This is a genomic window from Enterobacter sp. 3U4, from assembly GCF_057224565.1.
On the sequence record NZ_CP136665.1, the window covers coordinates 4491622 to 4516788 of the forward strand.

Below are 25167 nucleotides of genomic sequence, written 5' to 3' on the forward strand. Positions count from 1 at the left end.
CCGGCCCTCTCCCCGTGGGGGCGAGGGAGAAAAGACCGCACCGTGCGATCCCCTCTCCCCGTTGGGGAGAGGGTTAGGGTGAGGGGCATTTACAACCTTAGCGTTTTTTACCCATTGCAGCCGCCAGCGCATCCATCATTGCGCTGTTGCCTGCAGGCTGGGCATCACGTCCGCGCGGTTTTGCTGTTTTCGCGGCCGGACGCTGCTGTTCGCGGCCTCCGCCATTGCCGCCGCGGCGCGCGTTGGCGTCACCCGGCTGCTCGTCCAGACGCATGGTCAGCGCGATACGCTTGCGCTGCAGGTCCACTTCCAGCACTTTGACCTTCACGATGTCGCCCGCCTTGACCACGGTGTGCGGGTCTTCAACGAACTTGTCGGCAAGGGATGAGATATGGACCAGACCGTCCTGATGCACGCCGATATCCACAAAGGCGCCAAAGTTGGTGACGTTGGTCACCGCACCTTCCAGCACCATGCCTGGCAGCAGGTCGTTCATGGTTTCCACGCCGTCAGCGAAGGTCGCCGTTTTGAACTCAGGACGCGGGTCGCGGCCCGGTTTTTCCAGCTCTTTGATGATGTCGGTGACGGTTGGAACGCCAAATTTGTCATCGGTGAAATCAACGGCTTTCAGGTTGCGCAGGGCGCTGCTGTCGCCCATGAGATCCTTCAGCGCCTGCTGGGTGGCGGCCAGGATGCGCTCTACAACCGGGTACGCTTCCGGGTGAACGGTGGAGGCATCCAGCGGATTATCGCCGTGGTTGATGCGCAGGAAGCCCGCACACTGCTCAAAGGCTTTTGGCCCCAGACGGCTCACCCTCAGCAGCTGCTGACGGTTCTGGAACTGGCCGTTCTCGTCGCGCCAGGCGACGATGTTCTGCGCCATCATGCGGGTTAAGCCCGCCACGCGGGTCAGCAGGGGAACGGAGGCGGTGTTCAGGTCAACGCCGACGGCGTTTACGCAGTCTTCCACCACCGCATCCAGCTTGCGCGCCAGCTGAGTCTGGCTCACGTCGTGCTGATACTGGCCCACGCCGATGGATTTCGGGTCGATCTTCACCAGCTCCGCCAGCGGATCCTGCAGGCGGCGAGCGATAGAGACGGCCCCGCGCAGGGAAACGTCCAGGTCCGGGAACTCCTGGGCCGCCAGCTCGGACGCGGAATAGACGGATGCCCCGGCTTCGCTGACGATCACTTTCTGCGCCGTCACTTTCGGGAACTGCTTCTGCACGTCGAGGTAGAAACGTTCGGTTTCGCGGGACGCCGTACCGTTGCCGATGGCAACCAGCTCCACGTTGTATTTTTCGCACAGCGCCGCCACCACGACGGCCGCTTTCGCTGCCTGGCCGGTGTGCGGATAGATTGTATCGGTCGCCACCAGCTTGCCGGTACCGTCAACCACAGCGACCTTCACGCCGGTACGCAGACCCGGATCGAGACCCATGGTCGCGCGCAGGCCGGCAGGGGCGGCCATCAGCAGGTCGTGCAGGTTACGGGCGAAGACGTTAATCGCTTCATCTTCGGCGCGTTCGCGCACGGTGCCCATCAGCTCGGTTTCGAGGTGCATCAGCACCTTGATGCGCCACGTCCAGCTCACCACGCCTTTACGCCAGCTGTCAGCCGGGGCGTTGTTCAGGCGCAGGCCAAGATGGTCGATAATAATCTGCTCGCAGTGGCTCTCTTTCGGCGGCTCGTCAAACTGCGGGTCGGCGTTCAGGGAGAGCTGCAGCACGCCTTCGTTGCGGCCGCGGAACATCGCCAGCGCGCGGTGGGAAGGGGCGGTAGAGATCGGTTCGTGGTGATCGAAGTAGTCGCGGAATTTCGCGCCTTCTTCCTCTTTACCCGCGACGACGGTAGAGACGATGTGGGCATTCTTCCACAGGTAATCACGCACTTTCGCGAGCAGGGCGGCGTCTTCGGCGAAGCGCTCCATCAGAATGTAGCGTGCGCCGTCGAGGGCGGCCTTGGTGTCCGCTACGCCTTTGTCAGCGTCGATAAATTTCGCCGCTTCGGTATCGGGATCGTGGGACGGCTCGTTCCACAGCAGGTCGGCCAGCGGCTCAAGGCCCGCTTCAATCGCAATCTGCCCGCGCGTGCGGCGCTTCGGCTTGTACGGTAGATAGAGGTCTTCGAGTTCGGTTTTGCTTAGGGTGCCGTTAATGGCGCTTTCCAGATCGCTGGTCAGCTTGCCCTGTTCGCCGATGGATTTGAGGATCGCCTGACGACGTTCTTCCAGCTCGCGCAGATAACCCAGACGGGTCTCCAGGTTACGCAGCTGAGTGTCATCCAGACCGCCGGTGACTTCCTTACGATAGCGTGCAATAAACGGCACGGTGTTCCCTTCATCAAGCAGGCGAACGGCAGCTTCTACCTGTTCGGCTCTGGCCTGAATATCACCCGCAATAATGCGGCAGAGCGAATCTTTCATCATGGCTTTATCATCTGTTGAGTCGAAAAAATCAGGGGATAGTTATACGGGCTGACACGGCAAAATGCCAGCCGTGGAGGGCGCTCTCGGACTATTTAACGTAGACGATCTCATTGACGTACCAGCTGGCTTCACCGGCTGGAGTCTGAACGATGGCCAGATCGCCCACTTCCTTTTTCAGCAGCGCGCGGGCCATCGGGGAGTCGATGGAGATGTAATCCTTACGACCAAAAATTTCATCGTAGCCGACTATTCGAAAACGCAGGGTGTCACCGTCGTCGTTTTCAATCTCCACCCACGCGCCGAAGAACACTTTGCCCTCCTGCTGCGGGGAGTAATCGACAATTTTTAGATTTTCGAGGCACTTCGTCAGATAGCGAACCCGGCGGTCAATTTCGCGCAGCCGCTTTTTGTTGTACTGGTAGTCAGCGTTTTCGCTGCGATCGCCCAGGCTTGCCGCCCAGGTCACCTTTTTGGTCACTTCAGGACGCTCTTCGCGCCAGAGGTAATCCATCTCTTTTTTGAGTTTCTCATACCCTTCGCGGGTGATCAGGGGCGTTTTCATGGTAAAGCCTTTGCTGCCGATTTTCTGTCTTGCGCACAATACGTACCACACAGTGTAACAGACAGGATTAATAATGATTTATGTGATGAAATGAGCAGATAAGCTGCTGTTAAATATGCTTTGTAACAATTTCGACTAGAATTTATACCAGAATTAGCTGGTCGAATACGTGCACTTTTTTAGAATACGCTGTTACAAAGACTATCCGAACCTTTGGGAGTACACACAATGCAAGAGAACTACAAAATTCTGGTCGTGGATGACGACATGCGCCTGCGTGCGCTGCTGGAACGTTATCTGACCGAGCAGGGCTTCCAGGTTCGTAGCGTCGCGAACGCTGAGCAGATGGACCGTCTGCTGACCCGTGAATCTTTCCACCTGATGGTTCTCGACCTGATGCTGCCTGGCGAAGACGGGCTTTCCATTTGCCGCCGTCTGCGCAGCCAGAGCAACCCGATGCCGATCATCATGGTGACGGCGAAGGGCGAAGAAGTTGACCGTATCGTGGGCCTTGAAATCGGCGCGGACGACTATATTCCAAAACCGTTTAACCCGCGTGAACTGCTGGCGCGTATTCGCGCCGTGCTGCGTCGTCAGGCTAATGAGCTGCCTGGCGCGCCGTCGCAGGAAGAAGCCGTCATTGCCTTCGGCAAGTTCAAGCTGAACCTCGGCACGCGCGAAATGTTCCGTGAAGACGAGCCAATGCCGCTCACCAGCGGCGAATTTGCGGTACTGAAAGCGCTGGTCAGCCACCCGCGTGAACCGCTTTCCCGTGACAAGCTGATGAACCTGGCGCGCGGTCGCGAATACTCCGCAATGGAACGCTCTATCGACGTGCAGATCTCCCGTCTGCGCCGCATGGTGGAAGAAGATCCGGCGCATCCTCGTTATATTCAGACCGTATGGGGTCTGGGCTACGTGTTCGTCCCGGACGGCTCTAAAGCATGAGGCGAATGCGCTTCTCGCCGCGTAGCTCGTTTGCCCGCACCCTGTTACTGATCGTCACCCTGCTGTTCGTCAGCCTGGTGACGACCTACCTGGTGGTGCTGAACTTTGCGATCCTGCCGAGCCTCCAGCAGTTTAATAAGGTCCTGGCCTACGAAGTGCGTATGCTGATGACCGACAAACTGCAGCTGGAGGACGGCACGCAGCTGGTTGTACCCCCGGCGTTTCGCCGTGAAATCTACCGTGAACTGGGCATTTCGCTCTACTCCAACGAAGCGGCGGAAGACGCGGGCCTGCGCTGGGCGCAGCACTATGAATTTCTCAGCCAGCAGATGGCGCAGCAGCTGGGCGGCCCGACGGAAGTGCGCGTTGAGGTCAACAAGAGCTCGCCCGTCGTCTGGCTGAAAACCTGGCTGTCACCCAATATCTGGGTGCGCGTCCCGCTGACCGAAATCCATCAGGGCGACTTCTCGCCGCTGTTCCGCTATACCCTGGCGATCATGCTGCTGGCGATAGGCGGGGCCTGGCTGTTTATCCGTATACAGAACCGACCGCTGGTCGACCTGGAGCACGCTGCGCTGCAGGTCGGTAAAGGGATTATTCCTCCTCCTCTGCGCGAGTATGGCGCCTCTGAGGTCCGTTCGGTGACGCGCGCGTTTAACCATATGGCGGCAGGCGTGAAGCAGCTGGCGGATGACCGTACGCTGCTGATGGCGGGCGTCAGCCACGACCTGCGCACGCCGCTAACGCGTATTCGTCTGGCGACGGAGATGATGGGAGAAGAGGACGGTTACCTTGCCGAGTCCATTAACAAGGACATCGAAGAGTGCAACGCCATCATCGAGCAGTTTATTGACTACCTGCGCACCGGGCAGGAGATGCCGATGGAGATGGCCGATCTGAACGCTGTGCTGGGCGAAGTGGTGGCGGCGGAAAGCGGCTACGAGCGTGAAATTGATACCGACCTTCAGGCGGGCGAGATCCAGGTACGCATGCACCCACTCTCCATTAAGCGTGCGGTGGCAAACATGGTGGTCAACGCGGCGCGCTACGGCAACGGTTGGATTAAAGTCAGCAGCGGGTCTGAGCTCAACCGCGCCTGGTTCCAGGTGGAAGACGACGGACCGGGCATCAAGCCCGAGCAGCGTAAGCATCTGTTCCAGCCGTTTGTACGCGGCGACAGCGCGCGCAGCACCAGCGGTACAGGCTTAGGCCTGGCGATTGTTCAGCGTATTATTGATAACCACAACGGACTGCTGGAGATTGGCACCAGCGAGCGGGGTGGGTTGAGCATTCGAGCCTGGCTGCCGGTACCGGTGACGCGGGGACAGGTTAAAGAGGGATAGTGCGGTCTGATGCCCTCACCCCGACCCTCTCCCACGGGGAGAGGGAGAAAACATTAAAAAAGGCAACTTTCGTTGCCTTTTTGCTTTTACCTACAGCTTCGGACCCGCGCTCACCAGCGCAGCACCCGCCGGGGTATCGGTGTACTTCTCGAAGTTCTCGATAAACAGCTTCGCCAGCGATTCCGCTTTCTCACGCCACTGCTCCGGCGAACCGTACGTATTGCGCGGGTCGAGGATATGCGTATCCACGCCCGGCAGCGATGTTGGGATCGCCAGGTCAAACATTGGCAGCGTGAAGGTTTCGGCGTCGTCCAGAGAACCATCCAGAATAGCGTCGATAATCGCGCGGGTATCTTTGATGGAAATACGTTTGCCGGTGCCGTTCCAGCCGGTGTTCACCAGGTATGCCTGCGCGCCGGATGCCTGCATGCGTTTCACCAGCACTTCAGCGTACTGCGTCGGGTGCAGCGACAGGAAAGCCGCGCCGAAGCAGGCGGAGAAGGTTGGGGTTGGCTCCGTCACGCCGCGCTCGGTACCCGCCAGCTTGGCGGTGAAGCCGGAGAGGAAGTGGTACTGCGTCTGGCTGGCAGTCAGGCGAGACACCGGAGGCAGCACGCCGAACGCATCCGCCGTCAGGAAGATAACCTTCGTGGCATGACCCGCTTTTGACACCGGCTTCACGATATTGTCGATGTGGTAGATCGGGTAAGAGACGCGGGTGTTTTCCGTTTTCGACGCATCGTCGAAGTCGATGGAGCCGTCGGCACGCACGGTGACGTTTTCCAGCAGCGCATCGCGACGGATAGCGTGGAAGATATCCGGCTCGGCCTCTTCAGACAGGCGAATGGTCTTCGCATAGCAGCCGCCTTCAAAGTTGAATACGCCGTCGTCATCCCAGCCGTGTTCGTCATCGCCAATCAGACGACGTTTTGGATCGGTAGACAGGGTGGTTTTCCCGGTGCCGGAAAGACCGAAGAAGACCGCCACGTCGCCTTTTTCACCGACGTTAGCCGAGCAGTGCATGGAGGCGATGCCCCGCAGCGGCAGCAGGTAGTTCATGACCGAGAACATCCCTTTCTTCATTTCGCCGCCGTACCAGGTACCGCCGATCAGCTGGATACGCTCGGTCAGGTTGAAGGCAACAAAGTTTTCGGAGTTCAGACCCTGCTCTTTCCACTGTGGGTTGGTGCATTTCGCGCCGTTCATCACGATGAAATCAGGGGTGAAGTCCTGCAGCTCTTCGTCGGTTGGACGAATAAACATGTTTTTCACGAAATGCGCCTGCCAGGCCACTTCGGTGATAAAACGTACGGAGAGACGGGTATCGGCGTTAGCGCCGCAGAAAGCGTCGACAATGAACAGACGCTTGCCGGAAAGTTGATGGGTGACGAGCCCTTTCAGGTGCTGCCAGGTTTCCGGGGTGAGCGGTTTGTTGTCGTTCTTCCCTTTGCCCTTGTCAGCCCACCACAGCGTATCGCGGGTGGTTTCGTCTCGGACGATATACTTATCTTTCGGCGAACGACCGGTAAAGATACCGGTATCGACGGCGATAGCACCAAGATTCGTCAACACACCACGCTCGTATCCTTCCAGTGCTGGATTGAGCTCTTCCTGATACAGCGTATCGTAGTCGGGGTTGTAGACGACTTCCTGGACGTCGTGAATACCATAAGCCTTGAGATCTTGCGGGGTTAAACCAGTAACACGCATATCACTGCTCCTTAGCCAATATGTACTGCCTAAAATTGTAGGGTTTTTCTGAGGTTGTTTACCGCGACGGGGCTCATAGATTCACGCATCTGGACAAAACCCTTACTAACGGAAAACGCTGCGACTCCAGTCACAGCGCAGGCGGATTATCGCAGGAATCGCTTTTTGGTTGGGGAAAATGTTCCGAAAAGGTTAATGGCTGGTGATTTTATCGGAAAGAATGTGAATGTAATCGCATACACGTAAGAAAATTACGTAAGAGTTACATTAGGAAAACGATTCAGCTTGGGTGGCGTTTTTACCCCTCACCCTCTCCCCTTTGGGGAGAGGGTGAGGGGTAAGAGGTTTAGTGAACCTGTGGATCCGCCGGGGAGGCGTTGTTGCGGATCTCAGCGATATCCATCGAATTGAACACATAGTGCGTACCGCAGTAGTCACAGTGCATATCAATTTCACCGTCTTCCGCCATGATGCTGTCGATCTCTTCGTCCGGCAGGGTTTTCAGTGCGCCAGCGCAGCGCTCGCGTGAGCAGGTGCACTTAAACTCCACAGACTGCGGGTCGTAGACGGTCACTTCTTCTTCGTGGTACAGACGCCACAGCACGTCGGTTGCCGAGAGGTTGAACAGCTCTTCCGCTTTGATTGTTTCGGTCAGCGTCGCCAGGTGCTCAAAATCATTGGTCTGCGCGTCCTGTGCAGGCAGAACCTGCAGCAGCATCCCGCCCGCAGCAGGCTGGCCTTCCACTTCGCCGGTGCGGATGAACAGACGCGTCGGCAGCTGTTCAGAACGCATAAAGTAATCTTCCAGGCAGGCAGCCAGGGTATCGCCTTCCAGACCCACCACGCCCTGATAGCGTTCACCTTCCTCTGGGGAGATGGTGATCACCAGGTAGCCATTACCCACCAGCGTTTTGAGGTCTGCATTTTCAGGCACGTCGCCCTGAACGCGCGCCACGCCGCGCATCTGCTGCTGGTTATTGCCGTTGATCACCGCCAGCGTCATCGGGCCGTCACCCTGCAGCTGCACGGTAATATCACCGGCAAACTTCAGCGTTGCGGTCAGCAGGCTGGTGGCAACCAGCAGTTCGCCCAACAGGGTCTTCACCGGCAGCGGGTAGTTGTGGTTTTCCAGAATCTGTTTCCAGGTTTCGGATACGGTGACCAGCTCGCCGCGCACGGCGAATTGTTCAAACAGATAGCGGTGTAATTGGTCGTGTTGAGCCATTTTCATCTCTCGTTCGGGTGAGGTTATTCAGTCTCACCGTGTTTAAATTTCATCAGGTCGCGGCGCTCTTTTTTGTCCGGCCGCCGGTCCGGGTGAGGCATCGTCAGCGCGTTCATTTTGCGCGCCAGCGCGGTCTTCTCGCGCTTTTCAATGCTCTCCGCCGTCTCTTCATAAAGCAGTACGGCTTCCGTAGCGGGTCGACGCTGTTCGGTAATGGCTTTAATCACCACCGTACGTTCATCGTTGCCCTGGCGCAGCGTTAACGTGGCATTTAGCTCAACCAGCTTGCTCGGTTTGCTGCGCTGGCCGTTGTAATGCACCTTACCGCCGTCAACCATCTCGCGGGCAATGGCGCGTGTTTTATAAAAACGCGCTGCCCACAGCCATTTATCCAGTCTTACCCCGTCTGAGGGTTTTTCTTTCATGGCGTCTCCTTCACGGTCAGTGAGGGGATCATCTGGCGATAGTCGTTCAGTCCCGGGTGGCGAAGATAGCTTTTTTCAGCCAGGCCAGAGTCAGGATTGGTGACGCCCAGACAGTAGCGAATGCCAAACCTTGCGGCAGAATCCAGAATGGGCTCGCTGTCATCAATGAACAACGTACGTTCTGGCTGTAAACCCGTCTCTTCCCTCACCGCATGCCACAACCGCTGATCCTCTTTCGGATAACCAAATGTGTGGGTGGAAAGTAATAAATCAAGGTGCGACGCCAGACCCGTATGCTCCAGCTTCACCGCCAGGTTATGGGGATGCGCGTTGGTCAGCAGAATACGGCGCTTGCCGCTTGCTTTCAGCGCGTCCAGGAACGGAACCGTATCCTCGCGCAGAACGGCGCGCGTGCCCTGGGCGGTGGTCATGGCACAAATATCCAAACCGAGGCGCTCGCTCCAGTAGTCAAGACAGTACCAGTTTAGCGTATGTTGCACGGCGCTATATTGCGAACGAATGAATGCCTGCGCTTCTGCCGGGGAAATCCCCTGCTGCTCGCCATAGGTTTCTGGAACCAGCGTTTGCCAGAAATAGTTATCAAAGGCGAGATCGAGCAGCGTGCCGTCCATATCCAGCAGAACGGTATCAACCTCCTGCCAGTCGATATCAAGATGCATTAGGGGAACTCCAGCCAGAAGAAACGTGCGCGACAGGGTAGCACATCTTGTCGCGCAACGACGTTATCAGATCAGGCTCTCAGAGGAGGGGATCAGCTTAGGATTGAGGCAGTTTTCATAATATTGCTGGATGTCGGCAAGCCGGGTGCGCGAGCGCTGGTAGCGGCGCAGGGCCATATAGCCGTTCCAGAAAATGGCGATCAGCATCGCGGTCATCAGCAGAGAGGTACCGATGTAGCGCCACAGTCCTGCGCTGTCCGGCATCCGGTGCAGGCCGATATGGCGAGTGCCGTTGGCGTCGGTATAAATACTCGTGACAATCCCTTCGGCGCTGAACGGCGTTTGCATCAGCATCTGTGCCAGGCGCTGGAATTGGCTCCACTGCTCCTGCGCCGGGTAGTCATAAAGCGCAACCTGCGGGTAAGGCTGATCGACCAGGTCGCTGCCCTCATCGCTTGCAATCACAAAGCCGCCCGGTGCCGGGCTATTCAGCGCCTGAGCCGCACGGGTAGTCTCGCGCATCATGAACGGCGACGTCGAGGTGGCGACCAGGTTATCCAGCGATTCAGCGCTCACCGGACGCAGCAGCACGTTCACGCCATCCAGCCGTCCCGCTTCGGCGCGTTTCACCAGCGAGTCCCAGTCTTTACTGTTCCCCAGGTTTACCAGGGCGTTTTTAAGACGAATGCACTCATCCTGAGAGGAGCATAAATCCTGCGTTTTCAGGACGATGTCACCAAAATCATCCAGCAGAACCATGCCTGATTTCTGAATGGCCGAGCGCAGCGCGGGGCTGACGCGTGAATCATCGTCCGGTTTCGGGTGCAGCTGGCGGTTCACAGTCTGGGTAAGCGCCGTAGCCTTATTCACCACTTCGGATTCCGGCAGCGGCAGCGGCGGCGCGTCGTTCCAGATAATTTGCGAACAATCGAACGGCATGAACGGTGAGTTCTGGCGCGTGTTCCACGCCCCCGGCGAGTGAATATTACACATCCCGGTTCCCTTCAGGCGCAGCGTGTCACCCACGCGGACACCGGCTTCATCCAGCTTGTTGACGCTGGTCGCTTCAATGGTTTGCGCCCCTTTGATCCACGACAGGGTGAATTTGATGGGCATATCCAGCGGCACGAAAAGCAGCAGCATGACTAAGACCAGCGCCGCGCCTCCGGCAATGACCGTGCTGCGAAGCCAGTGCTGAAGCGGGAAATTTTTCACTTCGTCATGCAGGGATAAGAAGCGCCCCTGACGCACAACGTGGCGGTCAAGGTAGATATCAATATCGGTTTTCTGACCTAAGTCCTGCGCAATCCACGGCTGCCAGTGGCGCGGGTAGATCAGGTCAATAATTCCGAGCGAAATATTGTTGAGATGTTCCTGATCGTTTTCACCGAACAGACCCCAGCGCTTTGGCGTACCGCGCAGGCAGTGGATTTCGCGCAACGAGGTTTTGGCCGGTGGAGCAAAGAGCCCCCAAAGTCCGCCCGCCAGCAGCAGCACCGCACCGCCAGCCAGCCAGGGAACAAACACATCCGGCGTGAGCAGGCAGAAAAAAAAGAGCAGGAATGCAGAGACGATCAGAAGAGCTTCACGAATGCCGTCCGGGCGGCTCAGGGCGTACTCTTCATGGGTTTCCTGGCGAATGTTCAGCAGTTCGATCTGCTCAGTCTCTTCGCCACGAATGGATGCCTGCGTTGAACTCGCACGCTCCAGCGCAAAACGCGGGGCTTCCTGAAGATATTCATTCAGCGTGTGGCCGTTAAGCGAGATAACCAGGGGCAACGAATCGGTGTGAATCAGCTCAACGCTGTTTTCGTCATTAATGTATTGCTCCCAGGACGGGGGCAGATGCACTTCGACGGAATCAAGGTAATAGCGCCATTTGTTGGGGTCATCAGTAGTGATGCCATAGCGCGTGATGGAGCGCGTCACGCAGAGCACGGTATCACTTTGCGCATTAAGCTTTAGCGCGACGGGCGCAGCTGTGGCTCCCGTTGGCCCAGGCGTTAACTGAGTACGGTTCAGAATTTCGAGGTAGTTTTCAACCGCATCGCGCTCGTCTTGCGTGAGTTTACGCGTGCTCGCACCCGCAAATGCATTTAAAAAGGGCAGACGATAACGGCGCTGTGCGCGGCGCCTGTACAACCACCCTGCAACCAATGCGCTGGCCAGCATAGCAGCGAGAACAATCAAAATGGTGCTCATGCTTTCCCCATCTTACTTATCTTACAGGTGTAGTGAGTAGCACCTTTACATTGAATGAGTGTCTGTGGTTGGCTATCGGCAAGTATGGAGTCGAACTTGAGCATTCTGAAGCGCATCCCAGTGACCGGTGATGATAGCAAAGCCTGTTATGGCGCGATATCAGCAAATTCCTGGAAACATTTCAACCTCTTGACATTTGTTTTGAATTGAGGATTGATCCCAACTACGTTGCATAAATGTAAATAAAGAACAATTGACATTGCCGAAACCGTGCGGCGTATCGCACAATAACCCCAGTTCTCACTGCTAAGACCCATCAAGATGAGCAAACCACTACAAAAACCCACCATTCTGAATGTTGAAACAGTCGCCAAATCGCGCCTGTTTAATGTCGAAAGTGTGGATCTGGAGTTCAGCAACGGTGTGCGTCGCGTTTATGAACGTATGCGCCCCTCGTCGCGCGAAGCGGTGATGATTGTGCCGATTGTCGACGATCATCTGATTTTGATCCGCGAATACGCGGTGGGAACGGAATCTTACGAGCTTGGCTTCTCGAAAGGGCTTATCGATCCGGGTGAAACCGTCTTTGAAGCGGCCAACCGCGAGCTGAAAGAAGAGGTGGGCTTCGGGGCAAATGAGCTTTCATTCCTGAAAAAACTGAGCATGGCGCCGTCCTATTTTTCCAGCAAGATGAATATCGTGGTGGCTGAAGATCTCTATCCTGAATCGCTGGAAGGGGATGAGCCGGAGCCGCTGCCGCAGGTTCGCTGGCCGCTGGCGCACCTGATGGATCTGCTGGAAGACCCTGACTTTAATGAGGCTCGCAACGTGAGCGCGCTGTTCCTGGTACGGGAGTGGTTGAAGGGGCAGGGGAGACTTTAGTGGCCTGATGCCCTCACCCCAACCCTCTCCCACGGGAGAGGGAGCAAACACAAAAACGGCAACCAGAGGTTGCCGTTTTGCTTTGCTGTCAGAACAGCTCGTGCGTTTCGCCGTTATCAATAATCTCTGTACCCACCTCATGCACCGCCTGCGTGGTTGGCTGCGTGCCCTCAATGAAATACTCTTCACGACTGTTACCGCCGTTGGCGAGCTGGCCCGTGCTGCGGTCAATATTGACCGTCACCACGCCTGGCGGTGGCGTCAGCGGCTGCTCCGGTACGCCTTCAAGAACGGACTTCATGTAGGCGTCCCACGCCGGCTGCGCGCTCTTCGCCCCGCCTTCGTAGCCGGAAATCTGATCCTTAATCGCGCCGGATGCCGTGGTACGACCTAAATCGCGGCGGTGATCGTCGAAGCCGATCCAGACCGAGGTCACCACGCCCGGACCGTAACCGGAGAACCAAGCGTCTTTCGAGCTGTTGGTTGTCCCCGTTTTACCGCCGATATCATGGCGCTGCAGATCGCGCCCTGCGCGCCAGCCGGTACCCTGCCAGCCTGGCTCACCGAAGATATTGGTGTTCAGCGCGCTCTTGATCAGGAACGACAGCGGCGTGTTGATCACATGCGGGGCGTACTCCTGCGCGCCGGTCTGCGCCACCAGCGCCTGGTTCGCCTGCTCGAGCTGCGGCTGCGGCACTACGCCGTTCTGCTGCTCCTGCGACACGGCAGGGTCTTCCATGTCCTTATTCTCAAGCACCTCAGATTTCGGCGTATTGCCATAAATGACCGGAATATCGCAGTCAGGGCAGGCAATTTTCGGCTTCGCCTCGAACAGCACGCCGCCCTGATCGTTCTCAATCTTGCTGATGAAGTACGGGTCAATCAGGAAGCCGCCGTTGGCCATCACCGAGTAACCGCGGGCGACCTGAAGCGGCGTAAAGGAGGCTGAGCCTAACGCCAGCGACTCGGTGCGAACGATGTTCTGCGCCGGGAAACCGAACCGCTGCAGATACTCTGCGGCATAGTCGACGCCCATCGCGCGCATGGCACGCACCATCACCACGTTTTTCGACTGTCCCAGACCCTGACGAAGACGAATCGGGCCGGCATACTCCGCGGGGGAATTCTTCGGCTGCCAGTCGGAACCGGCACCGGCATCCCAGCGGGAAATTGGCACGTCGTTGAGGATGCTGGCGAGGGTCAGGCCCTTATCCATCGCGGCCGTGTAGAGGAACGGTTTGATATTGGAGCCGACCTGACGCAGCGCCTGGGTGGCGCGGTTAAATTTGCTCTGGTTGAAATCAAACCCGCCGACCAGAGCCAGCACGGCGCCGTTTTGCGGATTGATAGAAACCAGGGCCGAGTTGACGTCCGGCACCTGCGCCAGCCACCAGGATTCGCCGACCTTGCGCACCCAGATTTGCTGCCCGGTCTGTACCGCATCGGTCACTTTACGCGGCGTGGCGCCCTGCAGCGTATCCGAACGGTACGGACGCGCCCAGCGGATACCGTCCATGCGCAGGGAGACGGACGTACCGTCCGCGAGCGTCGCAACGGCTTCCTGAGGATCGGCCTGCGTCACCACCGCAGGAAGGAGCGGACCATAGGTTGGCAGCGCTCTCAGCGTACTGGTGATTTTTTTGCTGTCCCACGCGCTTTCGCCCACCTTCCAGAGCACGTTTGACGGGCCGCGATAGCCGTGACGCATATCGTAGTCCATCACGTTGTTGCGCACCGCTTCCTGCGCCGCCTGCTGCACCTTGCGGGTGACGGTGGTGTACACGCGATAGCCATCTTCATAGGCCTTGTCACCATAACGGTTCACCATCTCCTGGCGAACCATCTCGGTCAGGTAAGGCGCAGAGAAGGCGATCTCCGGAGCGTGGTAGTTAGCGTCAATGACATCGTTACGCGCCTGGTCGTACTCGCTCTGGCTGATGTAGCCTTCGCTCAGCATTCGTGACAGGACGACGTTACGACGCGCGGTGGCGCGATCGAGGGAGTAGAGCGGATTAAACGTGGACGGCGCTTTCGGCAGACCGGCGATGGTGGCCATTTCGCTTAAGGTGAGTTGCTCAACAGGCTTACCGAAGTACACCTGTGCGGCAGCCCCCACGCCATAGGCACGGTAGCCCAGGTAGATTTTGTTGAGGTACAGCTCAAGGATCTCGTCTTTGCTCAGCAGCTGCTCAATACGGATCGCAAGGAACACCTCTTTGATCTTACGCGTCAGCGTCTTTTCAGGGCTGAGGAAGAAGTTACGCGCAAGCTGCTGCGTAATGGTACTCGCCCCCTGAGAGGCGTGACCAGAGAACAGCGCAATGCTCGCGGCACGGAAAATCCCCACCGGATCGACACCGTGGTGTTCGTAAAAACGGCTGTCCTCCGTGGCGATAAAGGCTTTCACCATCACGGGTGGGATTTGGTTTAAGGTCAGCGGAATACGACGCTTCTCGCCATACTGCGCCATGAGCTCGCCATCGGCGCTATAGACTTGCATCGGGATCTGGAGGCGCACATCGCGAAGCGTGGCGACATCAGGTAGCTGTGGCTCAATATATTTGTACAAACCGTAAATCGAGCCTGCTCCCAGCAGAATGCAACAGACTGCAAGGATGAATAAATACTTTACGAACTTCACCGGAGATTTCCCATTTGGTTTCACTTGGGCAGTTTCTAAACAATCGCGCGGTAGTATAAAGGCAAGCCTGATTCATTGATATAGCCGTCAACCCGACGGGCGATAAGGAGATCGTGAAGCATGGCTTTCAAAATATGGCAAACGGGCGTTCATATTCAACAGGATAGGGTGCGGATCGTTGCGTTGACCCGGGAGAAGTCCGGCTGGCGTTTGCGCCGCTGGTGGGCGATTCCTCTCGCCGAAGGCATCATTCGTGACGGCAAAATTTGTCAGTCAGAACAGCTGGTTGATGCGTTACGCGGCTGGCGGAACACGCTGCCGCACTACCACCGGGTGTTCCTCTCTTTCCCGGCAGCACGCACTTTGCAACGGTCGCTCCCCCGCCCGACCGTTGCGCTGCGCGACAGCGAGCAGCTCTCATGGCTTGGCGCCGCGCTCGCCCGCGAACTGGAGATGTCTGCCGATACGCTCTGTTTTGATTACGCGCAGGATACCTTCAGCAATACCTTTCACGTGACCGCTGCGCAAAACAACGAGGTTAATACCCTACTGGCGCTGGCGAAAACGCTGCGTTTGCGGCTGGTGACTATTACTCCGGATGCCAGCGCGCTGGCGAATCTTCTTCCTGCGGTGGCGCCAGCGACGTGCATCGCCTGGCGGGACGACCGGCAGTGGCTGTGGGCGATGCGTCACCAGTGGGGACGCCGCTTTATCACAGAAGCCGAAAGCGTGGCCGAGCTTTCGGCGCTGCTGGCGCTTGGTCCGGATGACATCGCGCTGTTTGATAGCCGACGTGACCCGTGGGAAATCCTCGAGCGCTGCCATGCCCCGCTGCCGGACTGCGGCGCTGATTATACCGTTGCGCTGGCGTTGGCCATGAGCGAGGTGCCCGGATGAGCATCATGAACTTTCTGCCCTGGCGACAGCAGAGGCGCGCGCGATGCCTGCGTTTCTGGGGCGCAATGTGTGTCGGCACCGTGCTGTTGATGTTCGTAGTCATTTTCTGCCTGCGCATAAACCCTCTTATGAGGCTGCACGCGCTGCAAACGGATCTGACGGGAATGCAGGCCGTGCAGCACGCTCTTGCCTCCCGGCAGAAGCTCGCCTCACAGGCGCAGAAGCCAGCGCAGACCCTTCAACGACGCGCATGGCAACCGGTGCTGGAATCCCTTTCCCGCGCCATTCCGACACAGGCCTGGCTGACAGAGCTGCGCTATCAGCCTCCTGCTCTGATGCTGAGCGGGTATGCCCTAACCCTGCCGGCCCTGTCTGCTCTGCGCGACGCGCTTGGCCAAATAGCGGGTTTTACGCCCGCGACGGCGGGTGAGCTTCGGCAGGACAGTCAGGGGCGCTGGATGTTCACCCTTCATCTTAAAAGCGAGGGGTAACGCATGGATACCCTGTTAGAACGCTGGTGCGAAAGCCGTCCGTGGTATCGGGTGCTCTTCTGGTGTCTGGGGAGTCTCCTAGCAGGACTGGCCGCCTGGGGCACCTTGCTCAGACCGGTAGACAGGCAGTGTGCTGAACGACAACGCCAGCTAATTCAGGACGTGAGGACGAACGCGGCGTTATGGCCTGCCGTCAGAAAGGTGCCGTTTCTTACGAAAACTGCGGAGGTACGGGCGCTGACGCCGTTTTCTCCGCTCGATTTTCAGGGCGATAACACGACGCTGGTTCACTGGAAGCCGCTGCAGAGCGGGGGGGAATTGATGCTGGAGGTGGAGTGGCAGGCGCTTCCTGCGCTTTTTTCCCGGCTGGCGCAGCGGGATGTGCAGATCGCCGCTTTCGCGATTGCCCCACACGGTAAGGCGTTGCGCCTGCGGCTGGAGCTTGAACATGCGAAATAGCGCGCGATATTTGCTGGTTTGCTCTGTGCTGCTATTGACCGGCATGCGCGATCCGTTTCGCCCGCCGGACGATCCCTGCGCCATTGGCGAGCTGGTGCAGTGGCGATATCGCGGCATGGTGGGAGAACAGCAGGCTATCGGCATTTTACAGGATGGGCAAAAGCGCTGGTACCGGCTGAAAACGCATGAGCGCTTCCCTGCGGGCTGGACGATAACGGCCATCAATGAAACGGAGCTGGTTGTTGATGTGGGTGACACATGTGAACCAGGAAAATGGACGTGGCAACGAGAAGGAACGAATAATAATGAATTTACGGATAATGCTGTGGCTGCTGGCGTTCAGCCATCCGCTGTGGGCCGCCGCGCCAAAACCGGTCACGCTGGTGGTGGATGATGTGCCTGTAGTCCAGATACTGCAGAGCCTGGTCGAACAGGAGAACCGAAATCTGGTGATATCGCCTGATGTCGGCGGCACGCTTTCGCTCAACCTGACGCGCGTCCCCTGGCGACAGGCGTTACAGACGGTTGTCACCAGCGCTGGCCTCGTTTTGCGAGAGGAGGGCGGAATTTTTTATGTACATACCGCGGCCTGGCAGCGTGAACAGCAGGAACGCTCAGAACAGGAGCGGACGCGCCGACAGCTTGATGCGCCGCTGGTGTCTCACAGTATCCCTTTTTCCTATGCCGATGCTGGAGAGCTGCAAAAAGACGCGGAAAAACTCCTGAGCCCAAAGGGAAGTTTGTCTCTCGACAAACGCACCAACCGGCTGCTGATTCGGGATAACCAGGCGGTGGTGGAGACGCTGCAGCGCTGGGCCGCTCAGATGGATATTCCCATCGAGCAGGTCGAGCTGGCGGCGCATATTGTGACCATTAACGAAAAAAGCCTGCGCGAGCTGGGAGTGAAGTGGAATCTCGCCGACGCTACCGACGCGGGCAAGGTTGGACAGCTCACGACGGTGGGCAGCGATCTTTCCGTCGCCAGCGCCACCAGCCACGTGGGTTTTAATATCGGGAGAATCAATGGTCGGCTGCTGGATCTGGAGCTCTCAGCGCTGGAGCAAAAACAGCAGGTCGATATCATCGCCAGCCCGCGGCTGCTGGCCTCGCACGGGCAACCGGCTAGTATCAAGCAGGGCAGCGAAATTCCGTATCAGGTCTCAAGCGGTGAAAGCGGCGCAACCTCCGTTGAGTTTAAGGAGGCGGTATTAGGGATGGAGGTCACGCCGGTGGTCTTGCCGGGAGGGCGCGTGCGCCTGAAATTGCACATCAGCGAAAATATGCCGGGACAGGTTCTGCAGCAGGCTGACGGCGAAACGCTGGCGATCGACAAACAGGAGATAGAAACTCAGGTGGAGGTAAAAAGTGGAGAAACGCTGGCGTTGGGCGGAATTTTTTCGCAGAAGAACAAAACCGGCAGTGACAGCGTGCCGGGGCTGGGGAAAATCCCCTGGCTTGGGCAGCTTTTTCGCCACGATGGTAAGGATAATGAACGGCGCGAGTTAGTGGTGTTTATTACACCACGTCTGGTTGGTATTCGCTGACGGGTAACGATCCCCGCAATGATTTTGCATTCAGTTTGTTGCAGATGTTTGACGTGGGGCATGAATTAGCATACAAGGAGTACCGATTTGAGTTGGACTTACGTCTTATTACCTTATGCGCCCGACGCGGTGATTTAATCAGTTGCCAAACAAGCCGGAGTATTGAGATAATTTTTAGTCTGACTCTCGCTCTATTGCATATGAGGTTTCAGTTCATGTCCTGCTACGCCGGGTGTCTGCGAAGCGGGGATTACCATTAACGAATAGTCTTAGTAGTACCGATAAAATGGCAGAGAAACGCAATATCTTTCTGGTTGGGCCTATGGGTGCCGGCAAAAGCACTATTGGGCGTCAGTTAGCTCAACAACTCAATATGGAATTTTACGATTCTGATCAAGAGATTGAGAAACGAACCGGAGCTGATGTGGGCTGGGTTTTCGACGTAGAAGGCGAAGAAGGTTTCCGTGACCGAGAAGAAAAAGTGATCAACGAACTCACGGAAAAACAGGGCATCGTTCTGGCAACAGGCGGCGGTTCTGTGAAATCTCGCGAAACCCGCAACCGTCTCTCCGCCCGTGGCGTAGTGGTCTATCTTGAGACGACCATTGAGAAACAGCTGGCACGTACGCAGCGCGATAAAAAGCGCCCGCTGCTGCAGGTTGAAACGCCACCACGCGAAGTTCTGGAAGCGTTGGCCGATGAACGCAATCCGCTGTATGAAGAGATTGCTGATGTGACCATTCGTACTGACGACCAGAGCGCTAAAGTGGTTGCAAACCAGATTATTCATATGCTGGAAAGCAACTGATTCTGGCTTTATATACACTCGCCTGCGGGTAAAAGCATTAAAGGTGGATGTCGCGTCATGGAGAGGATTACAGTTACTCTCGGGGAACGTAGTTACCCTATCACCATCGCGGCTGGTTTGTTTAACGACCCAGCTTCCTTTTTACCACTGAAAGCGGGTGATCAGGCGATGCTGGTCACCAATGAGACGCTGGCTCCGCTTTATCTCGACCGCGTACGCCACCTGCTTGAGCAGGCGGGCGTAAAAGTCGACAGTGTGATTCTCCCTGATGGCGAGCAGTATAAAAGCCTGACGGTACTGGATACCGTCTTTACCGCATTGCTGCAAAAACCGCATGGTCGCGATACAACACTGCTTGCCCTGGGCGGCGGTGTTGTGGGCGATCTGACCGGCTTTGCGGCCGCAAGCTATCAACGTGGCGTCCGTTTTATTCAAATCCCAACCACGTTGCTGTCCCAGGTCGACTCCTCTGTGGGTGGCAAAACGGCAGTCAACCATCCGCTCGGCAAAAACATGATTGGCGCGTTCTACCAGCCCGCATCGGTGGTGGTGGATCTCGACTGTCTGAAAACCCTGCCGAAGCGCGAACTGGCTTCTGGTCTGGCGGAAGTGATCAAATACGGCATTATTCTGGATGGCGAGTTCTTTAGCTGGCTTGAAGAGAATATGGATGCGTTGCTGGGCCTGGATGAGGCGAAACTGGCATACTGCATTCGTCGTTGCTGTGAGCTGAAAGCAGAAGTTGTCGCTGCAGACGAGCGTGAAACGGGCTTACGTGCTTTACTGAATCTTGGGCATACGTTTGGTCACGCGATTGAAGCCGAAATGGGCTACGGCAACTGGCTGCACGGTGAAGCCGTCGCGGCCGGAATGGTCATGGCAGCCCGCACCTCTGAACGTCTCGGACAGTTCAAACCGGAAGAGACGGCACGTATTATTGCGCTGCTTGAACGTGCAGGTTTGCCGGTGACCGGGCCACAGGAGATGTCGGCGCAAGCGTATTTACCCCACATGATGCGCGATAAAAAAGTATTGGCAGGTGAGATGCGTCTTGTACTCCCGCTTGCAATAGGGAAGAGTGAAGTGCGCGGCGGAGTGCCGCACGATGTCGTTCTTGGCGCTATCGCTGATTGTCAGCAGGCGTAACAACTAGAAAGGTCAGGCCACTGTCGCAGGTGGTCGTTTAGCTTCAGGTGAAATGCAAAGTCGTTGGCATAAGCCTTTGAGTGGGGTGTTAAATGGATGAATTCAAACCAGAAGACGAGCTGAAACCCGATCCCAGCGATCGTCGTACTGGTCGTTCTCGTCAATCTTCAGAACGTGATAACGAGCCGCAGATCAACTTTGACGATGTTGATCTGGATGCAGACGATCGTCGTCCTTCGCGCAGCCGCAACGCGCACGAAGAGCGAGCAGAAGAGGATTATGAGTCCGAAGAAGATTCAATGGACGAACAGCCTGTAGAGCGTCGCCCGCGTAAACGTAAAAAAGCCGCTGCGCCAAAACCGGCTTCCCGCCAGTATATTATGATGGGCCTTGGCGTTCTGGTGCTTGTGCTGCTGATTGTCGGCATTGGCTCCGCGCTTAAAGCACCGTCAACGAACTCTACCGAGCAAACTGCTTCCGCTGAGAAGAGCATCAACCTTTCCGGTAACGATGCCTCTAATCAGGCGAATGGCGCACAGCCTGCGCCGGGTGCCACTTCTGCAGAGCAGACCGCAGGTAACACCACAGCGCCGCAGGATGTTTCTCTGCCGCCCGTTTCTTCAACCCCTGCTCAGGGTCAGGCACCTGCTACGCCTGAAGGCCAGCAGCGCGTAGAAGTTCAGGGAGATCTGAACAATGCGCTGACGCAGCCGCAGAACCAGCAGCAGGTTGATAACGTCGTGGTTAACTCTACGCTGCCAACTGAGCCGGCAACCGTTGCCCCGATTCGCGGTGGTAACGCTCAACCACAAGCGGCTGCAGCGGAAACCAAACCGCGCCAGACGCAAACTGCGACACGTCCTGAACGCAAGCAGGCGGTGATTGAGCCTAAGCGTGAAACCAAACCTCAGGCAGTTGTAAAAGCGCCTGAAGTGAAAGCCGTACCGGCACAGCCGAAACACACCGAAACGGCTGCGGTGAGCGAGACTGCGAAAGCGCCAGTCACGCAGACTGCGCCGAAAGCAACGGCGACCACAACGGCACCGGCTGCCACAGCTGCGCCTGCAGCAACGGCTCCAGCAGCCACGGCAACAGCCTCCAGCAGTGCCGCAGGCAAAACGGCAGGTAACGTTGGTTCGCTGAAGTCTGCGCCATCCAGCAACTACACGCTGCAGCTGAGCAGTTCGTCTAACTATGACAACCTCAACAGCTGGGCGAAGAAATCAAATCTGAAAAACTACGTTGTTTATCAGACGACCCGTAACGGTCAACCGTGGTATGTGCTGGTGAGCGGTGTTTATTCGTCCAAAGATGAAGCAAAACGTGCCGTTGCGGCGCTGCCAGCTGACGTTCAGGCGAAGAACCCGTGGGCGAAGCCGATTCATCAGGTTCAGGCCGATCTGAAGTAATGTTTAAAGCGCAGGATGCTGTCGGAGCTTTCTCCACAGCCGGAGAAGGTGTAATCAGTTAGTCAGCATGAAAAAAAATCGCGCTTTTCTGAAATGGGCAGGGGGGAAATACCCCCTGCTCGATGATATTAAAAAGCACCTGCCTAAAGGCGAGTGCCTTATCGAACCTTTCGTGGGTGCGGGATCGGTGTTCCTCAACACCGATTTTTCTCGTTATATCCTGGCGGATATCAACAGCGACCTTATCAGCCTCTATAACATCGTTAAGCTGCGTACCGATGAGTATGTCGCCGAGGCGCGCAAACTGTTTACGCCGGAGAATAATCATCCGGACGTTTACTACCAGTTCCGCACTGAGTTTAATCAGAGTCAGGATCCGTTCCGCAGAGCGCTGCTGTTCCTCTATCTCAACCGTCATGGTTACAACGGCCTGTGCCGCTATAATCTGCGCGGGGAATTTAACGTGCCGTTTGGTCGCTATAAGCGCCCGTATTTCCCGCAGGACGAGCTGTATCACTTTGCCGAAAAAGCGCAGAACGCAGAGTTTCATTGCCTCTCCTATGAAGAGTGTATGGAACTGGCAGGCGTAAACTCGGTGGTTTACTGTGACCCGCCTTACGCACCACTGTCTGCAACGGCGAATTTCACCGCTTATCACACCAACAGCTTCAGCCCGGCCGAACAGGCGCGTCTGGCTGAGATGGCGGAAAAGCTGGTCAGCAAAAGAATTCCGGTGTTAATTTCGAATCACGACACGCCTGATACGCGCGAATGGTACAAAGCCGCGAAGCATTTTCAGGTTAAGGTGCGGCGTAGCATTAGCAGCAACGGCGGCACACGTAAAAAGGTGGACGAACTTCTGGCTCTTTATCGCCCCTGAGCCGTTTTGCCCGCCGGTAAACACATTTCAAGGAGAAGCGGATGAAACAGTTTTTGATTGCTCCCTCAATTCTGTCGGCCGATTTTGCCCGTCTGGGTGAAGACACTGCCAAAGCTCTCGCGGCTGGCGCAGATGTTGTCCATTTCGACGTTATGGATAACCACTACGTCCCTAACCTGACCATTGGCCCAATGGTGCTCAAGGCATTACGTAACTATGGCATTACCGCTCCGATAGACGTTCACCTGATGGTGAAGCCTGTTGATCGCATCGTGCCTGACTTCGCCGCGGCGGGTGCCAGCATCATCACTTTCCATCCGGAAGCTTCTGAGCACGTGGACCGCACCCTGCAGCTGATCAAAGAGAACGGCTGTAAGGCGGGCCTGGTGTTTAACCCGGCCACGCCGCTGAGCTATCTCGACTATGTCATGGACAAGCTGGACGTGATTCTGCTGATGTCCGTTAACCCGGGCTTTGGCGGTCAGTCGTTTATCCCCCACACGCTGGATAAGCTGCGTGAAGTTCGCCGTCGTATTGATGAGTCAGGCTACGACATTCGCCTGGAAGTGGACGGCGGTGTAAAAGTGAATAACATTGGTGAAATTGCGGCAGCCGGCGCGGATATGTTCGTTGCGGGTTCGGCAATTTTCGACCAACCGGATTACAAAAAAGTCATTGATGAAATGCGCCGTGAGCTGGCGAAGGTAAGTCATGGATAAATTGCAGGCAATTCGAGGTATCGCATTTGACCTCGACGGCACGCTGGTCGACAGCGCGCCGGGCTTAACGAGTGCCGTAGACCAGGCGCTGTACGCGCTTGAACTCCCCGTTGCGGGTGAAGAGCGTGTCGTCACGTGGATTGGCAACGGCGCCGATGTTCTGATGGAGCGCGCGTTGACGTGGGCGCGTCAGGAACGTGCGTCACAGCGTTCCGCCCAGGGTAAACCGAGCGTCGATCACGCGGACATCCCTCAGGAAGAGCAGCTGCGTATTCTGCGCAAACTGTTCAATCGTTTCTATGAAGAGACCGTCGAGGAGGGCAGCTTCCTGTTCCCGGACGTTCAGGAAACGCTGAGTGCGCTGCACGCTAAGGGCATCCCGCTGGGTCTGGTGACTAACAAACCCACGCCGTTTGTCGCACCGCTGCTCGACGCGCTCGATATCGCGAAGTATTTCTCCGTGATTGTGGGCGGCGACGATGTGCAAAACAAAAAGCCCCACCCGGAACCGCTGCTGCTGGTGGCAGGAAAATTATCCTTAACGCCTGCGGAGCTGCTCTTTGTCGGCGATTCCCGCAATGATATTCTGGCTGCCCGCGCGGCCGGGTGTCCTTCCGTGGGGTTAACCTATGGCTACAACTACGGTGAAGCCATCACGCTGAGTGAGCCGGACGTCGTTTTCGACCACTTTAAAGATTTGTTGCCCGCACTCGGGCTTTCGCACAGTGAACATCAGGAATTGAATCATGACTAAGCCCATCGTTTTTAGTGGCGCACAGCCTTCAGGTGAATTGACCATTGGTAACTACATGGGTGCGTTACGTCAGTGGGTCAGCATGCAGGATGACTACCATTGCATTTACTGCATCGTCGATCTCCATGCGATTACTGCGCGTCAGGATCCTGAGAAGCTGCGCAAAGCCACGCTGGACACCCTGGCGCTGTATCTGGCCTGCGGTATTGATCCAGAGAAGAGCACCATCTTCGTTCAGTCTCACGTGCCGGAGCACGCGCAGCTGGGCTGGGCGCTGAACTGCTACACCTATTTCGGCGAGCTGAGCCGCATGACGCAGTTCAAGGATAAATCCGCGCGCTACTCTGAAAACATCAACGCCGGTCTGTTCGACTATCCGGTGCTGATGGCGGCGGATATCCTGCTGTATCAAACCAACCAGGTGCCGGTAGGTGAAGATCAGAAGCAGCACCTGGAGCTGAGCCGCGATATCGCCCAGCGCTTTAACGCCATCTACGGCGATGTGTTTAAAGTGCCTGAGCCATTCATTCCGAAGTCCGGCGCGCGCGTGATGTCGCTGCTGGAGCCGACCAAGAAGATGTCCAAGTCTGACGATAACCGCAACAACGTTATCGGCCTGCTGGAAGATCCGAAATCGGTGGTGAAAAAACTCAAGCGCGCGGTGACCGATTCCGACGAGCCGCCTGTTGTGCGCTACGACGTAAAGAACAAAGCGGGCGTCTCCAACCTGCTGGATATTCTCTCCGGCGTCACCGGCCAGAGCATCCCTGAGCTGGAAAAACACTTCGAAGGCAAGATGTACGGCCACCTGAAAGGCGAAGTGGCAGATGCCGTTTCCGGCATGCTGACCGAGCTGCAGGAGCGCTATAACCGCTACCGTAACGACGAAGCCTTCCTGCAGAAAGTGATGAAAGAGGGTGCGGAAAAAGCCAGCGCGCGCGCGTCCGAAACCCTGAAGGCGGTGTACGAAGCGATTGGGTTTGTGGCGAAGCCTTGAGTCTGCTTGCCGGGTGG

Annotated in this window: 23 protein-coding genes; 15 read left to right on the forward strand and 8 right to left on the reverse strand. The window is 56.9% G+C overall.

Annotated elements, in window-relative coordinates; genetic code table 11:
• Positions 1-97: 97 nt before the first annotated feature.
• Together RVY89_RS21300 and greB are read right to left on the reverse strand one after the other, a co-directional pair.
• On the reverse strand, positions 98-2428 hold the full coding sequence (locus RVY89_RS21300; protein WP_484826395.1) for a Tex family protein: 2331 nt from the start codon (positions 2426-2428) through the stop codon (positions 98-100).
• Positions 2429-2516: 88 nt separating this feature from the next.
• Positions 2517-2990: a transcription elongation factor GreB gene (gene greB / locus RVY89_RS21305; RefSeq protein ID WP_111963763.1), complete on the reverse strand. Its 474-nt coding sequence runs from the start codon at positions 2988-2990 to the stop codon at positions 2517-2519.
• A gap of 228 nt (positions 2991-3218) precedes the next feature.
• Here greB and ompR point away from each other — a divergent pair, with 228 nt between their 5' ends.
• Positions 3219-3938 carry an osmolarity response regulator transcription factor OmpR gene (gene ompR / locus RVY89_RS21310; RefSeq protein WP_001157751.1) on the forward strand — a complete coding sequence of 240 codons (720 nt, stop codon included), beginning with the start codon at positions 3219-3221 and terminating at the stop codon, positions 3936-3938.
• A complete protein-coding gene (gene envZ / locus RVY89_RS21315; RefSeq protein WP_010436407.1) occupies positions 3935-5281 on the forward strand; it encodes a two-component system sensor histidine kinase EnvZ in 1347 nt (448 codons plus the stop codon). Before ompR ends, envZ begins: the two co-directional genes overlap by 4 nt.
• 90 nt (positions 5282-5371) lie before the next feature.
• On the opposite strand, the gene pckA is transcribed toward envZ, so the two are convergent.
• The 5 genes from pckA to RVY89_RS21340 all read right to left on the reverse strand — a co-directional run bounded on the left by pckA (position 5372) and on the right by RVY89_RS21340 (position 11523).
• Positions 5372-6991, reverse strand: a complete 1620-nt coding sequence (gene pckA / locus RVY89_RS21320; protein WP_484826396.1) for a phosphoenolpyruvate carboxykinase (ATP) — start codon at positions 6989-6991, stop codon at positions 5372-5374.
• A gap of 346 nt (positions 6992-7337) precedes the next feature.
• Positions 7338-8222: an Hsp33 family molecular chaperone HslO gene (gene hslO / locus RVY89_RS21325; RefSeq protein ID WP_484826397.1), complete on the reverse strand. Its 885-nt coding sequence runs from the start codon at positions 8220-8222 to the stop codon at positions 7338-7340.
• A gap of 17 nt (positions 8223-8239) precedes the next feature.
• Positions 8240-8641 (reverse strand): ribosome-associated heat shock protein Hsp15, encoded by a 402-nt coding sequence (hslR, locus tag RVY89_RS21330; protein WP_484826398.1) that lies wholly within the window; start codon positions 8639-8641, stop codon positions 8240-8242.
• Complete coding sequence (yrfG, locus tag RVY89_RS21335) at positions 8638-9321, reverse strand: GMP/IMP nucleotidase (RefSeq protein ID WP_484826399.1); 684 nt, start codon at positions 9319-9321, stop codon at positions 8638-8640. The genes hslR and yrfG overlap by 4 nt, the downstream gene beginning before the upstream one ends.
• A 66-nt stretch (positions 9322-9387) precedes the next feature.
• Positions 9388-11523 (reverse strand): intracellular growth attenuator family protein, encoded by a 2136-nt coding sequence (locus RVY89_RS21340; RefSeq protein ID WP_484826400.1) that lies wholly within the window; start codon positions 11521-11523, stop codon positions 9388-9390.
• A gap of 321 nt (positions 11524-11844) precedes the next feature.
• On the opposite strand from RVY89_RS21340, the gene nudE reads away from it, so the two are divergent.
• Positions 11845-12405, forward strand: coding sequence for an ADP compounds hydrolase NudE (gene nudE, locus RVY89_RS21345; RefSeq protein ID WP_008503041.1), 561 nt, complete (start codon positions 11845-11847; stop codon positions 12403-12405).
• A gap of 88 nt (positions 12406-12493) precedes the next feature.
• Here nudE and mrcA read toward each other — a convergent pair whose 3' ends face one another.
• Positions 12494-15046 (reverse strand): peptidoglycan glycosyltransferase/peptidoglycan DD-transpeptidase MrcA, encoded by a 2553-nt coding sequence (gene mrcA, locus RVY89_RS21350; protein WP_045909338.1) that lies wholly within the window; start codon positions 15044-15046, stop codon positions 12494-12496.
• A gap of 120 nt (positions 15047-15166) precedes the next feature.
• Here mrcA and RVY89_RS21355 point away from each other — a divergent pair, with 120 nt between their 5' ends.
• The 12 genes from RVY89_RS21355 to trpS all read left to right on the forward strand — a co-directional run bounded on the left by RVY89_RS21355 (position 15167) and on the right by trpS (position 25150).
• Complete coding sequence (locus RVY89_RS21355; protein ID WP_484826401.1) at positions 15167-15943, forward strand: DNA utilization protein HofM; 777 nt, start codon at positions 15167-15169, stop codon at positions 15941-15943.
• Complete coding sequence (locus RVY89_RS21360) at positions 15940-16434, forward strand: PilN domain-containing protein (RefSeq protein ID WP_484826402.1); 495 nt, start codon at positions 15940-15942, stop codon at positions 16432-16434. The genes RVY89_RS21355 and RVY89_RS21360 overlap by 4 nt, the downstream gene beginning before the upstream one ends.
• A 3-nt stretch (positions 16435-16437) precedes the next feature.
• Positions 16438-16893, forward strand: coding sequence for a HofO family protein (locus RVY89_RS21365; protein ID WP_484826403.1), 456 nt, complete (start codon positions 16438-16440; stop codon positions 16891-16893).
• Positions 16883-17287: a HofP DNA utilization family protein gene (locus tag RVY89_RS21370; protein WP_484826404.1), complete on the forward strand. Its 405-nt coding sequence runs from the start codon at positions 16883-16885 to the stop codon at positions 17285-17287. The genes RVY89_RS21365 and RVY89_RS21370 overlap by 11 nt, the downstream gene beginning before the upstream one ends.
• Positions 17214-18437: a DNA uptake porin HofQ gene (gene hofQ, locus RVY89_RS21375; protein WP_484827976.1), complete on the forward strand. Its 1224-nt coding sequence runs from the start codon at positions 17214-17216 to the stop codon at positions 18435-18437. Before RVY89_RS21370 ends, hofQ begins: the two co-directional genes overlap by 74 nt.
• Before the next feature lie 286 nt (positions 18438-18723).
• Entirely contained in the window at positions 18724-19245 is a 522-nt protein-coding gene (aroK, locus tag RVY89_RS21380) for a shikimate kinase AroK (RefSeq protein ID WP_003861630.1), read from the forward strand.
• A 57-nt stretch (positions 19246-19302) separates the two neighbouring features.
• The gene (aroB, locus tag RVY89_RS21385) at positions 19303-20391 is read left to right on the forward strand and encodes a 3-dehydroquinate synthase (protein WP_024907920.1); all 1089 of its coding nucleotides are present in this window, start codon (positions 19303-19305) and stop codon (positions 20389-20391) included.
• A 92-nt stretch (positions 20392-20483) separates the two neighbouring features.
• Complete coding sequence (gene damX / locus RVY89_RS21390; RefSeq protein ID WP_484826405.1) at positions 20484-21800, forward strand: cell division protein DamX; 1317 nt, start codon at positions 20484-20486, stop codon at positions 21798-21800.
• 67 nt (positions 21801-21867) lie between these two features.
• The gene (gene dam, locus RVY89_RS21395) at positions 21868-22680 is read left to right on the forward strand and encodes an adenine-specific DNA-methyltransferase (RefSeq protein WP_371899023.1); all 813 of its coding nucleotides are present in this window, start codon (positions 21868-21870) and stop codon (positions 22678-22680) included.
• A 41-nt stretch (positions 22681-22721) separates the two neighbouring features.
• Positions 22722-23399, forward strand: a complete 678-nt coding sequence (gene rpe, locus RVY89_RS21400) for a ribulose-phosphate 3-epimerase (RefSeq protein WP_024907923.1) — start codon at positions 22722-22724, stop codon at positions 23397-23399.
• Positions 23392-24153, forward strand: a complete 762-nt coding sequence (gene gph / locus RVY89_RS21405; RefSeq protein WP_484826406.1) for a phosphoglycolate phosphatase — start codon at positions 23392-23394, stop codon at positions 24151-24153. Before rpe ends, gph begins: the two co-directional genes overlap by 8 nt.
• On the forward strand, positions 24146-25150 hold the full coding sequence (gene trpS, locus RVY89_RS21410; protein WP_484826407.1) for a tryptophan--tRNA ligase: 1005 nt from the start codon (positions 24146-24148) through the stop codon (positions 25148-25150). Before gph ends, trpS begins: the two co-directional genes overlap by 8 nt.
• Positions 25151-25167: the final 17 nt, after the last annotated feature.

Coding starts and splice junctions, on each gene's coding strand:
- RVY89_RS21300 (WP_484826395.1), bottom strand. CDS start 2,428: ATGATGAAAGATTCGCTCTGCCGCATTATTGCGGGTGATATTCAGGCC.
- greB (WP_111963763.1), bottom strand. CDS start 2,990: ATGAAAACGCCCCTGATCACCCGCGAAGGGTATGAGAAACTCAAAAAA.
- ompR (WP_001157751.1), top strand. CDS start 3,219: ATGCAAGAGAACTACAAAATTCTGGTCGTGGATGACGACATGCGCCTG.
- envZ (WP_010436407.1), top strand. CDS start 3,935: ATGAGGCGAATGCGCTTCTCGCCGCGTAGCTCGTTTGCCCGCACCCTG.
- pckA (WP_484826396.1), bottom strand. CDS start 6,991: ATGCGTGTTACTGGTTTAACCCCGCAAGATCTCAAGGCTTATGGTATT.
- hslO (WP_484826397.1), bottom strand. CDS start 8,222: ATGAAAATGGCTCAACACGACCAATTACACCGCTATCTGTTTGAACAA.
- hslR (WP_484826398.1), bottom strand. CDS start 8,641: ATGAAAGAAAAACCCTCAGACGGGGTAAGACTGGATAAATGGCTGTGG.
- yrfG (WP_484826399.1), bottom strand. CDS start 9,321: ATGCATCTTGATATCGACTGGCAGGAGGTTGATACCGTTCTGCTGGAT.
- RVY89_RS21340 (WP_484826400.1), bottom strand. CDS start 11,523: ATGAGCACCATTTTGATTGTTCTCGCTGCTATGCTGGCCAGCGCATTG.
- nudE (WP_008503041.1), top strand. CDS start 11,845: ATGAGCAAACCACTACAAAAACCCACCATTCTGAATGTTGAAACAGTC.
- RVY89_RS21355 (WP_484826401.1), top strand. CDS start 15,167: ATGGCTTTCAAAATATGGCAAACGGGCGTTCATATTCAACAGGATAGG.
- RVY89_RS21360 (WP_484826402.1), top strand. CDS start 15,940: ATGAGCATCATGAACTTTCTGCCCTGGCGACAGCAGAGGCGCGCGCGA.
- RVY89_RS21365 (WP_484826403.1), top strand. CDS start 16,438: ATGGATACCCTGTTAGAACGCTGGTGCGAAAGCCGTCCGTGGTATCGG.
- RVY89_RS21370 (WP_484826404.1), top strand. CDS start 16,883: ATGCGAAATAGCGCGCGATATTTGCTGGTTTGCTCTGTGCTGCTATTG.
- hofQ (WP_484827976.1), top strand. CDS start 17,214: ATGCTGTGGCTGCTGGCGTTCAGCCATCCGCTGTGGGCCGCCGCGCCA.
- aroK (WP_003861630.1), top strand. CDS start 18,724: ATGGCAGAGAAACGCAATATCTTTCTGGTTGGGCCTATGGGTGCCGGC.
- aroB (WP_024907920.1), top strand. CDS start 19,303: ATGGAGAGGATTACAGTTACTCTCGGGGAACGTAGTTACCCTATCACC.
- damX (WP_484826405.1), top strand. CDS start 20,484: ATGGATGAATTCAAACCAGAAGACGAGCTGAAACCCGATCCCAGCGAT.
- dam (WP_371899023.1), top strand. CDS start 21,868: ATGAAAAAAAATCGCGCTTTTCTGAAATGGGCAGGGGGGAAATACCCC.
- rpe (WP_024907923.1), top strand. CDS start 22,722: ATGAAACAGTTTTTGATTGCTCCCTCAATTCTGTCGGCCGATTTTGCC.
- gph (WP_484826406.1), top strand. CDS start 23,392: ATGGATAAATTGCAGGCAATTCGAGGTATCGCATTTGACCTCGACGGC.
- trpS (WP_484826407.1), top strand. CDS start 24,146: ATGACTAAGCCCATCGTTTTTAGTGGCGCACAGCCTTCAGGTGAATTG.